This is a genomic window from Erythrobacter aureus (assembly GCF_003355455.1).
GTDB lineage: Bacteria > Pseudomonadota > Alphaproteobacteria > Sphingomonadales > Sphingomonadaceae > Qipengyuania > Qipengyuania aurea.
Window position 1 is genome coordinate 1,157,726 of sequence record NZ_CP031357.1, and the last position, 14,239, is coordinate 1,171,964.

Here is a 14,239-nt window from a genome sequence, read left to right on the forward strand (position 1 = left end):
TCCTTGTTCAGGCGGCTTTATCGCATGGATAGATGAACCCCGCCCGACACGATCGCGCTACTCGTCGCGGAATTGACTTCGGCTGGCCGCTACAGGTTTGTTCTGCGCGGCGGGACGTTACGGCATCGCGGATTTGCGCCGCTCGCGCATGCGTTGGCGGTTACGCCGCGCCGCGGTGCGCGTTTCCATCCAGAAAGATCCGAGACCGGCCACCAGCAGTCCCATGCAGATTACCCAGACAGCCGACACGAGCGAGCCAAGCGCAGTCTCCACGAATGCGCTGACGAACAACAATACGATGACGATGCTGATGGCGAGCGCGGACGCAGTGCTGAACATCACCGCGCGCTGGGCATAGATCCGCCGCTGCTCGAGGGCGGGCAATTCCCGGCGCAGGGCCGCGACATCGCCATCGTCGCCTGCATCGAGAATCCGTTCGATCTTGTTGGCCACCCAGATCAGGCGATTCGTCATCACGTTCATCACCGCGCCGATCGCGGCCAACAGAAAGGCCGGTGCAAGGCTGAGCTGAACCACTTGCTGCACGCGCAGGGTCGAGCTCGTCCGCTCGAGTAAGTCGCTGCCGGGCAGGGCGGTCAAGATATCCAGCAACACTAATGCTCCCCGCTGTAATTGCCGCCGCCGCCCTTATTGGCGTTATAGGGGTTCTTGGGGCTCTTGAGGACGACGCGCACCGGCACTGCCTCGAAGCCGAGTTTCGCGCGGATGCCGTTCACCAGATAGCGCTCATAGCTCTTCGGTAGCGAATCGAGGCGCGTACCGAAGACCACGAATCGAGGCGGGCGGGTGCTGGCCTGCGTGATGTAACGCAGCTTTATGCGGCGACCCCCTGGGGCTGGCGGCGGATTGGCTTCCAGAGCATCGTCGAACCAACGGTTGAGCGCGGCAGTGGGCACACGGCGGCTCCAGGCTTCGCGCAATTCGAAGGCCGCGCCGATCATCTGGTCGAGTCCCTTGCCGGTTTTCGCGCTTACCGCGAAGAGCGGCACACCGCGGACCTGGGCCAGCCCTTCGTTCAGCGCATCCCGAATGCCATTGAACAGGGCGCTGGCGCCTTCGGCGACGTCCCATTTGTTGATCGCGATCATCAGCGCGCGGCCTTCCTCGAGCACCATGTTGGCGATCTTGAGGTCCTGAGATTCAAGCCCGCGTGTTGCATCGAGCAGCAAAACGACAACCTCGGCGAAATCGACCGCTCGGCGCGCATCGGCGACCGAGAGTTTTTCGAGCTTTTCCGTGACTTGTGCTCTCTTGCGCATGCCTGCGGTATCGATCAGACGTATCTCTCGGGTCTCGCCGCTCTTGGGATCGGGCCATTCCCAGTCGATTGCGATTGAATCACGGGTGATGCCGGCTTCCGGGCCGGTCAGCAGGCGATCCTCCCCCAGCAGCCGGTTGATAAGTGTCGACTTGCCGGCATTGGGACGACCGACAATGGCCAGCTTCAGCGGGCCAGCCAATAAAGCTTCCTCGTCTTCCTCGTCGATCTGCGATTCGATCTCGGCGGCTTCCGCCTTGGCACCGATGATGGGCCAGAGATGGTCGAACAAATCGGCAATGCCTTCGCCGTGTTCGGCACTGATCGCGGCGGGTTCGCCGAAGCCGAGGGAAAAGCTCTCGTAGATGCCGGCATCGCCCTGGCTGCCTTCGGCCTTGTTGGCGACCAGCACGACGGGCACTTCCTGTTCGCGTAGCCAGCGCGCGATTTCCTCGTCGAGCGGAGTCAGGCCTACGCGGGAATCGAAGACGAAGAGAGCCGCATCCGCCCCCTCGAGGCTGATTTCGGTTTGCTTGCGCATCCGGCCGGGGAGGCTTTCGGGATCGTCGTCTTCCCAGCCGGCCGTGTCGACCACCTGGAATTCGAGCCCGGCGATCGTCGCATCGCCAAACCGGCGGTCGCGTGTCACACCGGGCTGATCGTCGACGAGCGCAAGGCGTTTGCCGACAAGGCGGTTGAACAACGTCGACTTGCCGACATTGGGGCGGCCGATGATGATCACCGTGGGTTTGGTAGAGGAAGGTACCATGATGGCGCGGCAAGTGGCGCTTTGCGCGCTGCATTGCAAGCGGCACTGCCCGTCCGGTTAACTCGTGTTAACCCTATGCGGAAGGAAGGCGACAAGGGTGCCCGGCATATTCCTGCCGATATGAGGAAAAACCTTGCCGCTTTAGCCCTGCTTGTCTGTGCCAGCCCGGTCATCGCAGAAGATTACGCCGGCTTCGCCCGCAGCGATACCGAACTGGAAGCTTATCTCCAGTGTGTTCCCTATGCACGCGAGGTCTCCGGCATCCAGATTTATGGCGATGCGTACACTTGGTGGGACCAGGCTCAGGGGCGCTATGCGACCGGCACTGCGCCGCGCCCCGGTGCGGTGATGGCTTTCCGCCCGCATCGCAGCATGCAGCTGGGCCACGTTGCCGCCGTTAGCCAGGTGCTCGATTCACGCCGGGTCCTGCTCGACCATGCGAATTGGTCGCCGATCAACGGTCGTCGTGGCCAGATCGAGAAGGACGTGCTGGCAGTCGATGTCTCGCCCGCGAATGACTGGAGCCAAGTTCGCGTCTGGTATGCGCCGCTCGGCAAGGTCGGAACGACTGCCTGGCCGGTCGAAGGTTTCATCTATTCGGACCGCAGGCCGCAGCAACCGCGCGTACAATACGCGATGGCACCGGCACGCAAACAGACATCGAAACGCTTTCTCAGCGCTTTCGCCGCCTACGCCGACTAATCAGTCGGCCTTTGCGACGGGCGGTTCCTCGCCCAAATCTTCGAACCATGCCTCGACAGGGCCGCTGAGCTTGAGAGTCAGCGGATTGCCTTTGCGATCGACGGTTCTGCCGGCCTGAACGCGCACCCATCCTTCGGAAATCGAATATTCCTCGATATCGGTGCGCTGCTTACCCTTGAACCGGATGCCGACGCCGCGTTGCAGCACCTCGGCGTCGAAATGCTCGCTTCGCGGGTTGACCGAAAGGCGATCGGGCGGGGTCTGGCTCTTGGTTTCTTCGCTCATGGCGCGCGGCCCTAATCGGCGCCGTGGCGCCCGGCAAGAGCAATTGATCGAGAGGTGCGTCCAGCGCGCTTGCGCATTGCGCCGCTCTCTACTAGAGGCACGCGCCTACACGCGAAGGTTTGGGCCGTTCGCGCGGCTTCGTTCGGGTAAGCGGGCGTGGCGGAACTGGTAGACGCGCTGGTTTTAGGTACCAGTATCGAAAGATGTGGGGGTTCGAGTCCCTTCGCCCGCACCAGTGCCGCCGCAGCGCGATGCCCCATCGCACATTATCGCTTTTGGAAAGTCACGAGTTTCAACCCATGCAGATCAAAGAGACCGCCAACGAGGGCCTCAAACGCGCCTACACCGTCACCATTCCGGCCAAGGAAATCGACGAGCGCGTCAACAGCGAAGTGAAGAAGATCGCTCCGCAGGTGAAAATGCCGGGTTTCCGCCCCGGCAAGGTGCCGGCGAACCTCGTGCGCAAGATGCATGGCGAGCAGTTGCACGCGCAGACGGTTAACGACGTGATTCGCGAATCGGTCGACAAGGTGATGGTGGAAAACAAGCTGCGTCCCGCCATGCAGCCCAAGGTCGAGCTCGCGGAAGGCTATGAGGAAGGCAAGGACGCGTCGCTCAGCGTCGAGGTCGAAGTCCTCCCCGAGATCGAAGCTCCCGAAACCGATGGCCTCAAGCTCGAGCGCCTGACCGTTCCGGTGACCGACGAGCAGGTCGACGAAGCGGTCGAGCGGATCGCGTCGAACAATAAGAACTACAAGGACGCCGCGAAGACCAAGAAGGCCGCCGACGGCGATCAGTTGATCATCGATTTCGTCGGCCGCGTCGATGGCACCGAATTCGAAGGCGGCAAGGCCGAGAACACCCCGCTGGTGATCGGTTCGGGCCAGTTCATTCCCGGCTTCGAGGAACAGCTGACGGGTGTGAAGACCGGTGATGAAAAGACCATCACGGTCACTTTCCCGGAAGACTATCCGGCCGAAAACCTCAAGGGCAAGGAAGCCGAGTTCGACGTCACCGTCCAGCAGGTGAAGGTCCCGGCCGACACCAAGATCGACGATGAGTTCGCCAAGAATCTTGGCCTTGAAAACCTCGACAAGCTGAAGGAGCTTTTGCGCGGTCAGCTTGAGCAGGAAACTGCCGGTCTCACCCGCACGCAGATGAAGCGCCAGCTTCTCGACACGCTGGCTGCAGGCCATGACTTCGCCGTGCCGCAGGGCATGGTCGATGCCGAGTTCGAGCAGATCTGGGCGCAGCTCCAGCAGGAAGCCGCACAGTCGGACGACGCCGAAGCCATGCTCAAGGAAATGGAAGACGAGAAGGACGATTACCGCAACATCGCCGAACGTCGTGTCCGCCTTGGTCTGCTGCTCTCGGAAATCGGCCAGAAGAATGGGGTCGAGGTCAACGCCAATGAGATGAACATGCTCATCCAGCAGGCAGCCCAGCAATATCGCGCCGAAGACCGCGAGCGGTTCGTTCAGTACGTCCAGCAGGAGCCGATGGCCGCCGCCCAGTTGCGCGCGCCGCTCTATGAAGACAAGGTTGTCGACTTCCTCTTCGACAAGGCCGAAATCACAGACCGCGAAGTGACGCGCGAGGAGCTCGAAGCGGCAATCGAGGCGGAAGAAACCACCGAGGAAACACCCAAGAAGAAGGCTCCGGCCAAGAAAGCTCCGGCCAAGAAAGCTCCGGCAAAGAAGACCGCTTCAAAGAAGGCCGACGACAAGCCTGCTGCGAAGAAGGCCCCGGCCAAGAAGGCTCCCGCGAAGAAGGCGGCTGCGAAGAAGGCGGACGATAAGGAACCGGCCAAGAAGGCGGCTGCCAAGAAGGCTCCAGCCAAAAAGGCCGCTGCCAAGAAATAAGCGGCCGCGAGCTGCACGTATCTGCGAGGGGCGGCGGACTTTCGGTTCGCCGCCCCTTCTCTTATGGCGCGACCTTATTCCGGTTTTGCCGATTTTTCGATTTCGAGGTCGGGACCGTCGGGCGACAGGGATGCCATACTGCTATCCTGCCCGGTATGGATATGCGCGCGGCGATTCTCGACATGCCGGATGAAGGGTCCGGAAAAAACGCCGTGAACCACGATCGACAGCAGAATGGCAAAGCTTACCGTTGCCCATAACAGGTCGATCTGCGCGAAGTCGGCGCTGTTCTGACCATAGGCAAGATAATAGATCGAACCCATGCCCCGTACGCCAAGGAATGCGACGGCGAGCTTGCCGATCATCGGCAGGTTGCAATTCATTTCCGCCAGCAATCCGGAGAGCGGCCGGATAACGAAGACCAGTGCGATGCCTACCAATGCAGCGGGCCAAGTCAGCGCTTCGAGCACACCGCTGGCGAGCATAGCGCCGAACCCGAACAGGACGGCCACCAGCACGATCTGTTCGATCTGGTCGATGAAGTGGTGGCTGATCTTGTGATAGCGGCTGCGATTCTCGCGTTGTCTCATCGTGATCGCACCGACGAACACCGCGAGAAAACCATAACCCTCGGTCAGTTCCGCCAGCCCGTATGCCAGTAGCAACGTGCCGAGTACGATCAACCCTTCGCTGGTCGAGTATACAGGGCGGTCAGCGCCTTCGCTTGCCTCGTCGATATCCTCCATCGGCGCGTCTGCCTCTCGCTCGAAGACGTACCACGAGCCGATCCGGCCCACGAGCCATCCGACAAGGCAGCCCGCCAGGATCCGCCAGCCGAGGTCGAGCGCGGCCCATTCCAGCGTCCAGCCTCCCAGCGCGGTCATTCCCACGGCGGCGATGGCGAGATAGGTGAAGGGGAAGGCCAGTCCATCATTCAGTCCGGCTTCCACTGTCAGGCTGAAACGCACATCGTGGCGCTGGTCTTCGCCAGGAGGGCCGACCTGCACACTGCGTGCGAGCACCGGATCGGTCGGAGCCAGCGCCGCGCCGAGCAGGATGGCGCTGGCCGGGGCCAGGCCCAGCGCCCACCACCCTAGCAAAGCTACTGCTGTGATCGTCAGCGGCATGGCGATGACGAGTAGTGGCCAGATCTGGCGCCAATTGGCCCAGCTCACGGGGCGGTCGATCGCAATGCCGGCCGCCATGAGCGAGGCGATGACGATGAATTCCGTCGCATATTCGAGCGTGAGAGCATCGAAACCATCCACTGTCGGGTTGAAGTGCGGCAGCCCCAGAGGCAGCGACCAGATGACATATCCGGCAGCGACATAAAGGATTGGCAGTGAGAGCCAGAAGCGCGCCAGCCAACGTTCCAGCGTGACGGCCAGGGTCAGGCCCGCGCCGAACACGACGAACATCAAGATGCGCGGGTCGAGTTCCATGGGGTGTCAGTCCACGGGCGCCAAATCGGGTTCCCAGCGCTCGAAGGAAGGTTGGGGTATCGTGGCGCTTCGGCCCCGTTCATAGGCAGCACCGATTGCGAGGATAGAGGCATCCTGCCAGGCGCCGCCCATGAAGCTGATGCCGATGGGCAGACGTTCAACCGCGCCCATCGGCACCGTGAGATGCGGATAGCCTGCGATTGCGGCGAGCGATCCGGCACCGATGCTGCCATTGAAGTTGTCGCCATTGACGAGGTCGCTTGTCCACGCCGGACCGCGGGTCGGGGCGACGAGCGCATCGACCTTATGCTCGCGCATCAACCGGTCGATCGCCTCTTCGCCCGCCAGCCGCAATGATGTGGCTCTTGCTTCGCCGTAGGCGGCTTCGTCGGTGGTTTCGAGAGCCTGTTCGAAAAGCGACTGGCCGAACCAGCGCAATTCGCTGCGTGCGTTTTCGACGTTGAAGGCAATCAGACCGGCGAGGTCGCGAGGCATGTTTTTGCCCGGGATTGAGGCGAGATAGGCTGCCATGCCGGTGCGCAGCTCATACAGCAGGACGGTGAATTCGGCCCCGAACATCTCGCCTGGCGCTTCATATTCGATTTCGACCAGCTCGGCTCCGGCGCGTTCCATGTCGGCCAGTGCGGTTTCGAACACCTCGCGGACGTCCTGCCGATTGCCGATCTGGTTGACGAGCACGCCGATGCGCACGCCTTCGAGAGAGGCATCGGCCAGACCCGCAGTGAAATCGGCGACATGCGCGTCCGCCTCAGCCGTCGCGGGATCGGCGGGATCGCTTCCAGCGATCGCCCCCAGCAGCAGGGCGGCATCGAAGACGGTGCGCGTCATCGGCCCGGCCGTGTCCTGCGAGTGGCTGATGGGAACGACATGCGTCCTGCTGACCATGCCGACTGTCGGCTTGAACCCCACCACGCCGTTGACACTGGCAGGGCAAGTGATCGAGCCGTCGGTTTCCGTCCCGATCGCGGCCCAAGCAAACCCTGCAGCAACTGCTGCTCCGCTGCCCGAGGACGAACCGCAGGTGTTGCGATCGATTGCATGCGGATTACGGGTCAACCCGCCCACGGCGCTCCATCCGCTGGTCGAATTGCCGTCCCGTATATTCGCCCATTCGGAAAGGTTGGTTTTGCCCATCATCACCCCGCCGGCCCGGCGAAGATTGGCGATCAGCGGTGCGTCGCGCCGGGTCCAGTTATCGGCCAGGGCGAGGCTGCCCGCAGTGGTCGGCAGCTCGCGTGTTTCGATGTTGTCCTTCACCAGCACGGTGCGGCCTTTCAACGCCGTGTGTCGGCTGCGCGCGCTTCGAATCTGCGCCGTGATATCGGGAGCGAGCGCGATGACGGCGTTCAGGCCATCGGGGCCGCTGTCGTAACGCGCGATCCGGTAGGCCTGACCGACAGCCGCCCCTTCCGCTGCGGTGGTTGCGGGTTCCAGGCCTTCGGGCAGTTCCATCTTCGGAATTTCGATCGTTGCGACGGGACGCCCCGTGTCCTGGGCGGCAAGCGGAGCTGCGAGGGAACAGAGCGAGGCGGCCAGGAGCAGTATCGTGCGCATGAGTAGGGTTCTGCCACCCGGCCACCCGAAAGCAAAGGCGCTAGCTAGAAATCCCCACTGATCGTCAGCCGAAAGATCGGCCCGATGCGGCGATCCTGATACTCCCTGAACAATATGGCGCCGTCCGGGCGTGGCCCGTCATAGACCGTTCGGCGGAAGAAGTTGCGAGCGCCCAGCAAGTTGTTGGCGCGCGCTTGAACCGTGAGACCGAGCACGTCCTTATGCTCGATATACAGCGAGCCCCAAACCGGTCCTTCCCAATCGCGACCTTCTTCGAAACGGCGCGAATAGGGTGCTTGATCGTAGTGCTCGAGGTTGGCGCCCCAAGCCCAGTCGGTTGAAGGTATATCGTGCCGGAAGTCGATCTCGAACATACCCTCCTGGTCGTAGGAGAAGGGGCGGTCGAGCCCTGTGAAGGGGTCGGTAACGCTCATCCAGCGTTTGACCGCCTCGATGTCGAGCCGTGCGCCTTTGAAGCCGACCGGGTCGAAATTGATCGTCGCATTGGCCTGCAGATGCAAACGGTCGGCGTCGCCGATATTACCGCGCGCCTCCCCGCCGCCAGGCAGCGGAAACCAGTCGATGAAATCTTCGAACCAAGCCTGGCGCGCCTGCAATTGGATCGATCCCCATGGGCCAAGCGTCTTGTTCGCCTCGATTTCGACGTTCCAGCTCTGATAGGGGACGAGCTCGTTATTGCCGCCATTTGCGTTGTCGTTGTTGAGGTTCACGCTGGCGAGAAAATCGCCGAAGGATAGCTGACTGACACGTCGGGCGATTGTGACCGAGACGTCGAAATCGTTAGTCGGCTTCCAGGTGGCGGCAAAAGATCCCTTGGGCCGCTTGAAGCTGCGCGAATTGGCAGCGGCGCCGGTCTGCTCGATTTTGGAAAACTCCATCGCGCCGATCAGTTGGAGCGAAAGCGTTTCGGACAATGTGCGGGACAGGCTCAGACTGGTTTCGTAGCGGTCCTCGGTTACTCCGCCAGTGCCTTGCGGGAAGGCAAGTTGGACGAATTCTCCGCCGGGAGACAGTTCGAACAGTTTCGAGGCCCGGTCGAGCCGGTTGAAGGCCGCTTCACCGGATAATTGCCAATCGGCATTCCACAGCTTCCAGCCATATTCGAAGCGACCGATCCGCTCGCCAGCGCCATTCACTTGTTCGAAGTGAAAGCCGGTGGAAGGGCGAGCGTCCGAAAAGCTATCGACCACCGTGGACTGGAAATTGTCGCGTTCATAGCGTTCCAGCCCGATGAGTTTGAGCGTACCCGGGCCGACGGGGAACTGGATATCGGCGCCGATTTCATATTCCGGACCATCTTCCTCACGGCGGGCATCGCGCGTGCGAATCGGGCCGCTTACCGGCGTTGCGATTTCGCTTTCGCGCCTTTTGAAATAGTCCTCGCGGTAGCTGAGATTGAGGTTCGCAACCACACCGCTGCCGAAATCATAGGCGAAGATCGTGGCCAGTTTCGGGTTGTCGAACTTGCCCGAAAACTTGGTGTCCTGTCTTTCGATCAGATCCCCGCTACCGTCGGAGATGATGATCGGCCCGTCGGCGCCGAAGCGATCATTGTCGTTGGTCAGCGAGACTGTGTAGTCGAGCGCGCCGCTGCTTCCACTCAGCGAAGCCTCGCCGCGCAATAGCTGCGCTTCGGTATTGTGCGGGCGGAAGCCGGTGGTCCAGCGGAACTGTCCGGACGCGCCGCTGCTGGTGTAGACAACGTTCGCGACCTGCCCGGTGAGGCCGGGAATCCCTGTTGCATTGCCATCGACGATTTCGATCCGAAGCACGTCGGAAGCCGGAATACGCCGTAGCTGATCCTGTACGCTTTCCGACTTGCTCGACAAGCGATCGCCGTTGACGATGACGTTCTGCGTCGCCTGTCCGAGCCCCCTTTGGCCCTGATTGTTGCCACCACTGATGGTGAAGCCGGGAATGCGTTCAACCATGTCGAGCGCATTGCGCGGGGCGAATTGGATGAAATAGTCGGGGTCGAAAGCCTGCGCGCCGGGCGTAGGGGCCGGTGCGACGGGTGCTGCCACATCGAGCGCATCCGTATCCTGCGCATGCGCTGCAGCGTTGACAGACATGGCAAGCGTCAACGTCGCTGTCGAGCATAGAAGCGGGCGTAAAGTCATGAAATAGCGGTCGTCCCTCGTTTCCCTCCTGCCGTGTCTACACCTGTAGGCGCGCGCACCAATTCCGCCTCGACCGATGACATCTGTCATCCGACGAACGGATTCACCTGCTGGATCGGTTGCCCGAACACCGCCGAACAGCTTGCCGAGGCCACTCGATCGGCGCCGTGCGCTACATATCCGCCGCTTTCATGGGTAAAGCCTCTTGAACATCTTGCGGGGCATGGCGACATAGGCGGCCAATTGACCCGACAAGAGGACTATTCATGATCGACCTGTTCGGCAGCGACGCCCACGGCGCCCAGGGCCAGTTCACCACCGACCCAGCCACCGGCGCGCTCGTGCCTGTCGTCGTGGAACAGACCAGCCGTGGCGAGCGCAGCTTCGACATCTTCAGCCGCCTGTTGCGCGAACGCATCGTGTTCGTCACGGGCCAGGTCGAGGACGGCATGGCCTCGCTCATCACCGCGCAGCTATTGTTCCTGGAAAGCGAAAATCCGTCCAAGCCGATCAGCATGTATATCAACTCGCCCGGCGGCGTGGTGACGGCGGGCATGGCGATCCACGACACAATGCAATACATCAAACCAAGGGTTTCGACCGTATGCATGGGGCAGGCCGCCAGCATGGGCAGCTTCCTCCTCGCTGCGGGAGAACCCGGTATGCGGATCGCGCTGCCCAACGCCCGTATCATGGTTCACCAGCCTTCGGGCGGCGCGCGCGGCATGGCGTCGGATATCGAGATCCAGGCCCGAGAAATCCTGCGCATCAAAAAGCGGATGAACGACCTCTATGTCAAATATACCGGGCAGAGCCTGGATGAGATCGAGAAGGCGATGGACCGAGACACCTTCCTCGAGGCGGACGAGGCCATGAAGTTCGGCATCGTCGACAAGGTTTTCGAAACCCGCCCCGAAAACGAGGGTGCCAGCGCCGACGGTTCGGGCGGCGCGCCCGAGTAATCCGCGCCCTGTATGCGCGCATGACATCTGTTCCCGTACGGGACTGTTGCAAGAATGTCGTAGGAATTGAGCAACCTTGCCGCTTCAGCTTGCGGCAAGGGGTGCGCGCTACCTAGGATATTGACCCATGACCTGCGTACCCTACAGTCGGGATTCTTCCGACGGGCACGCGGGGAAGACGTTTAGGATATGACCAAGTTGAGCGGTACCGACAGCAAATCGACCCTATATTGCAGCTTTTGCGGCAAGTCGCAGCACGAGGTGAGGAAGCTCATCGCGGGTCCGACCGTGTTCATCTGCGATGAATGCGTCGAACTGTGCAATGATATCATCCGCGAGGAAACCAAGGCGGGACTGGTCGGCAAGAAAGAAGGGGACGTTCCCACACCTGCCGAAATTTGCGCCACGCTGGCGGATTACGTGATCGGGCAGGATCGCGCCAAGCGCGTTCTTTCCGTTGCAGTGCACAACCACTACAAACGCCTGAAGCACGGCGCGAAGGCTGGCGATGTCGAACTTGCGAAGTCGAACATCCTGCTGGTCGGCCCGACCGGCTCGGGCAAGACGCTGCTGGCGCAGACGCTGGCGCGCACCTTCGATGTTCCCTTCACCATGGCCGACGCCACCACGCTGACCGAAGCCGGTTACGTGGGCGAGGATGTCGAGAACATCATCCTCAAGCTGCTTCAGGCCAGCGACTACAATGTCGAGAAGGCGCAGCACGGCATCGTCTACATCGACGAGATCGACAAGATCACGCGCAAGGCGGAAAACCCTTCGATCACGCGCGATGTTTCGGGCGAGGGCGTACAGCAAGCGCTGCTCAAACTGATGGAAGGCACCACCGCCAGCGTACCGCCACAGGGCGGGCGCAAGCATCCGCAGCAGGAATTCCTTCAGGTCGACACCACGAACATCCTGTTCATCTGCGGCGGCGCTTTTGCCGGACTCGACAAGATCATTGCCGACCGTCTGCAGAAGCGTTCGATCGGTTTTGGCGCTCATGTCGCCGATCCTGACAAGCGCCGCATCGGCGAATTGCTGGAAAAGAGCGAGCCGGAAGACCTGCTCAAATTCGGTCTGATCCCCGAATTCGTCGGTCGTCTGCCGGTCATCGCCACTCTGCACGATCTCGATGTCGATGCGCTGGTGACGATTCTGCAGGAGCCGAAGAACGCCATCGTCAAACAGTATCACAAGCTGTTCGAGCTCGAGGATGTCGAGCTTACCTTCACCGACGAGGCATTGCGCGCCATTGCCGAACGGGCGATCAAGCGCAAGACCGGCGCTCGCGGCCTGCGTTCGATCGTCGAGGCGATCCTGCTCGATACCATGTTCGATCTTCCCGACATGGATGGCGTGTCCGAAATCGTGATCGACAAGGATGTCGTCGAGGGCAAGAAGGAGCCCATTCAGGTGCACGGCGGCAAGAAGGAACAGGACAAGGAAGAGGCGGCCTGACCGCCAAACCGAATTCGCTGTGAAATAAGGGTGACGCGCTGCGGGATGATGGTCCTGTGGCGCGTTTTTCCTTATAGGGTCGGGGCATGAAAACCATCGGCCTGATCGGCGGAATGAGCTGGGAAAGCTCGCTTCACTACTATCGCCTTATCAATCAAGGCGTGCGCGCCGCTCGCGGCGGCATCGTATCCGCACCCCTGCTGCTTCACAGCTTCGATTTCGCGGAGATCGCGGCCATGCAGGCGGCTGGAGAGTGGGGCGCGCTGGCAGATCGGTTGGCCGCGGCGGCGCAGGGTCTCCACGCGGCGGGGGCCGAAGCGATCCTCATTTGCACCAACACCATGCACAAGGTGGCCCAGGCAGTGGACGACGCATCGCCTGCGGCGCTGATTCATATCGCCGATCCGCTGGCCGATGCTGTCATTTCGGCCGGACATTCGAGCGTCGGCTTGCTGGGCACGCGTTTCACGATGAACGAACCATTTTATCACGAGCGTCTTCGGGCGCGCGGCCTCCAGACGGCCTCGCCGCCGGTGGAGGAGCGTGACGAGCTCAACCGGATCATTTTCGAGGAATTATGCGCGGGGCGGGTCAACGATTCCTCGCGCGCGACATATATCGATAGCATCTCGCGCATGGCAGCGAACGGAGCGGACTGTGTCGCCTTGGCCTGTACGGAGATCATGCTGCTTGTCGAACCGGAAGACAGTATGCTGCCCTCCTTCGACACGACTGCGCTTCACGCCGCTGCGGCGGTCGATTTCGTGTTGTCGTAAGAGCCCCCCGCCTAATCCGCTACCAGCCGACTCGACACAGGGTGGATGCCGTGCCGCGGCAGGCGGGACGCATCAGCAGCACGCCTTGTCCGGATGGCTTCGCTCGATCTGGATGGTCGCGTGGCCGATCCGGTGGTGATGGTCCAGATCGCGCTGGATTTCGCGCAGCACGTCATCGCCCGGATGGCCACCGGGCATGACCAGATGCGCGGTCAGCGCGGTTTCTGTCGTGCTCATCGGCCAGATATGGAGGCTGTGAACCGCTTCCACTCCGGGCCGTGCCGATAGGTAGGCGCGCACTCCCGCTTCCGAAATGCCCTTGGGGACTGCGAGCAGGCTCATCGCCACGCTATCCTTCAATAGGCCCCAGGTGCCCCAGGCGATGACCAGCACGATCACCAGGCTCACGACCGGATCGATCCACCGTTCGCCGGTCCAGATGATGGCGAGACCGGCGATGACGACCCCCAGGCTGACCAGGGCATCGGCTGCCATATGCAAAAAAGCACCGCGGATATTGATGTCGTGCTGCCCGCGCATGAACAACGCGGCAGTGCCGGCATTGATGAGGATGCCGATCCCGGCGACGATGGCCATGGTGTCGCCCTGGACCGGAGCAGGCTCTGCAATACGATGCAGGGTTTCGAACAGAATCGCGCCGATAGCCACCAGCAACAGGCCCGCATTGGCCAGCGCGGCGAGAATGGTCGAGCTTTTGAAACCGTAGGTGAAGCGTTCCGAAGGGGGGCGCTCGGCCGCAATACTCGCCGTCCAGGCGAGCACCAAGGCGAGCACGTCCGATAGATTGTGTCCGGCATCGGCGAGCAGCGCCATCGAGCCGGATATCCAGCCATAAACCGCCTCGACAATGACGAAGCCGGTATTGAGTATGATGCCGATCAGGAAGGCGTTGCCGAAATCGGCAGGGGCATGGGCATGCCCGTGCCCATGATCGTGCGAATGGCTGTGACCCGAACCCATGGGA

12 protein-coding genes and 1 tRNA gene are annotated in these 14,239 nt (G+C 61.7%); 6 read left to right on the forward strand and 7 right to left on the reverse strand.

Annotated features, from left to right (window positions below; genetic code table 11):
* Positions 1-117: 117 nt before the first annotated feature.
* The gene (locus DVR09_RS05670; RefSeq protein WP_115416082.1) at positions 118-615 is read right to left on the reverse strand and encodes a DUF2721 domain-containing protein; all 498 of its coding nucleotides are present in this window, start codon (positions 613-615) and stop codon (positions 118-120) included.
* Positions 615-2,048 (reverse strand): ribosome biogenesis GTPase Der, encoded by a 1,434-nt coding sequence (gene der, locus DVR09_RS05675; RefSeq protein ID WP_115416083.1) that lies wholly within the window; start codon positions 2,046-2,048, stop codon positions 615-617. Before der ends, DVR09_RS05670 begins: the two co-directional genes overlap by 1 nt.
* A gap of 120 nt (positions 2,049-2,168) precedes the next feature.
* Between der and DVR09_RS05680 the strand changes: the two genes are divergently transcribed.
* Positions 2,169-2,750, forward strand: coding sequence for a CHAP domain-containing protein (locus tag DVR09_RS05680; protein WP_115417808.1), 582 nt, complete (start codon positions 2,169-2,171; stop codon positions 2,748-2,750).
* Here the strand turns inward: DVR09_RS05680 and DVR09_RS05685 are convergent, their stop codons facing one another.
* Positions 2,751-3,035, reverse strand: a complete 285-nt coding sequence (locus DVR09_RS05685) for a DUF3297 family protein (RefSeq protein ID WP_115416084.1) — start codon at positions 3,033-3,035, stop codon at positions 2,751-2,753.
* A 150-nt stretch (positions 3,036-3,185) separates the two neighbouring features.
* On the opposite strand from DVR09_RS05685, the gene DVR09_RS05690 reads away from it, so the two are divergent.
* A tRNA-Leu gene (locus DVR09_RS05690) sits at positions 3,186-3,270 on the forward strand.
* A gap of 64 nt (positions 3,271-3,334) precedes the next feature.
* Positions 3,335-4,897: a trigger factor gene (tig, locus tag DVR09_RS05695; RefSeq protein ID WP_115416085.1), complete on the forward strand. Its 1,563-nt coding sequence runs from the start codon at positions 3,335-3,337 to the stop codon at positions 4,895-4,897.
* A gap of 74 nt (positions 4,898-4,971) precedes the next feature.
* On the opposite strand, the gene DVR09_RS05700 is transcribed toward tig, so the two are convergent.
* Genes DVR09_RS05700 through DVR09_RS05710 form a run of 3 tightly spaced genes read right to left on the reverse strand, consistent with a single transcriptional unit; the run spans position 4,972 to position 10,007 of the window.
* The gene (locus DVR09_RS05700; RefSeq protein WP_115416086.1) at positions 4,972-6,339 is read right to left on the reverse strand and encodes a cation:proton antiporter; all 1,368 of its coding nucleotides are present in this window, start codon (positions 6,337-6,339) and stop codon (positions 4,972-4,974) included.
* Between the two features lie 6 nt (positions 6,340-6,345).
* Positions 6,346-7,914, reverse strand: coding sequence for an amidase (locus DVR09_RS05705; protein ID WP_115416087.1), 1,569 nt, complete (start codon positions 7,912-7,914; stop codon positions 6,346-6,348).
* A 44-nt stretch (positions 7,915-7,958) separates the two neighbouring features.
* Positions 7,959-10,007 (reverse strand): TonB-dependent receptor plug domain-containing protein, encoded by a 2,049-nt coding sequence (locus DVR09_RS05710; protein ID WP_115416088.1) that lies wholly within the window; start codon positions 10,005-10,007, stop codon positions 7,959-7,961.
* A 314-nt stretch (positions 10,008-10,321) separates the two neighbouring features.
* Between DVR09_RS05710 and DVR09_RS05715 the strand changes: the two genes are divergently transcribed.
* The 3 genes from DVR09_RS05715 to DVR09_RS05725 all read left to right on the forward strand — a co-directional run bounded on the left by DVR09_RS05715 (position 10,322) and on the right by DVR09_RS05725 (position 13,254).
* Positions 10,322-11,017 carry an ATP-dependent Clp protease proteolytic subunit gene (locus DVR09_RS05715; RefSeq protein WP_115416089.1) on the forward strand — a complete coding sequence of 232 codons (696 nt, stop codon included), beginning with the start codon at positions 10,322-10,324 and terminating at the stop codon, positions 11,015-11,017.
* A gap of 189 nt (positions 11,018-11,206) precedes the next feature.
* A complete protein-coding gene (gene clpX / locus DVR09_RS05720; protein WP_115416090.1) occupies positions 11,207-12,478 on the forward strand; it encodes an ATP-dependent Clp protease ATP-binding subunit ClpX in 1,272 nt (423 codons plus the stop codon).
* A gap of 86 nt (positions 12,479-12,564) precedes the next feature.
* Positions 12,565-13,254 carry an aspartate/glutamate racemase family protein gene (locus tag DVR09_RS05725; RefSeq protein ID WP_115416091.1) on the forward strand — a complete coding sequence of 230 codons (690 nt, stop codon included), beginning with the start codon at positions 12,565-12,567 and terminating at the stop codon, positions 13,252-13,254.
* A 72-nt stretch (positions 13,255-13,326) separates the two neighbouring features.
* On the opposite strand, the gene DVR09_RS05730 is transcribed toward DVR09_RS05725, so the two are convergent.
* Entirely contained in the window at positions 13,327-14,235 is a 909-nt protein-coding gene (locus DVR09_RS05730) for a cation diffusion facilitator family transporter (protein ID WP_115416092.1), read from the reverse strand.
* Positions 14,236-14,239: the final 4 nt, after the last annotated feature.